The 541-nt window shown below is 61.0% G+C and carries 1 protein-coding gene; it reads left to right on the top strand.

The window, feature by feature from the left end:
* Positions 1 to 21 precede the first annotated feature (21 nt).
* Positions 22 to 541, top strand: a 520-nt coding sequence (locus F6X37_RS36020; protein ID WP_187614695.1) for an IS5 family transposase, incomplete at its 3' end; no start/stop codon positions are given.

The following is a 541-nucleotide window of genomic DNA, read 5'->3' as shown; positions in this document are numbered from 1 at the left end:
TCACGGAACGGACCAATAGTGATGAAGCGGCAGATCAGCTTTGCAGAAGCGGAGAGTGCGGGCAAGAAACGGGTGACCAGGCGCCAGCGCTTCCTGACAGAGATGGAGAGGGTCGTACCGTGGCCGCGGTTGCTGTCGGCGATCGAGCCGTATTACCCGAAGGGTGAGCGTGGCCGTCCGCCGATTGGTCTGGAGCGCATGCTTCGAATCTACTTTCTGCAGCAGTGGTACGGCCTGTCGGACGAAGGTCTGGAAGACGCGCTGTACGATAGCATTGCGATGCGCGCCTTCGCCGGCATCGATCTGGCCGTCGAGAACGCGCCGGATGCGACCACGCTGTTGAAGTTCCGCCGCCTGCTGGTCGAGCACGATCTGACGCGAAAGTTGTTCGACGAGATCGGCATCTCGCTGTGTGAGCGCGGGCTGATGATGAAGGAAGGTACGCTGGTCGACGCGACGATCATCGAAGCGCCACCGTCGACCAAGAACGCCGGGAAGAGCCGCGACCCGGAGATGCATCAGACGAAGAAGGGAAACGAAT

The organism is Paraburkholderia sp. 31.1, from assembly GCF_014397645.1.
Taxonomy (GTDB): Bacteria; Pseudomonadota; Gammaproteobacteria; order Burkholderiales; family Burkholderiaceae; genus Paraburkholderia; species Paraburkholderia tuberum.
This window is presented reverse-complemented; position numbering and strand designations above follow the sequence as displayed.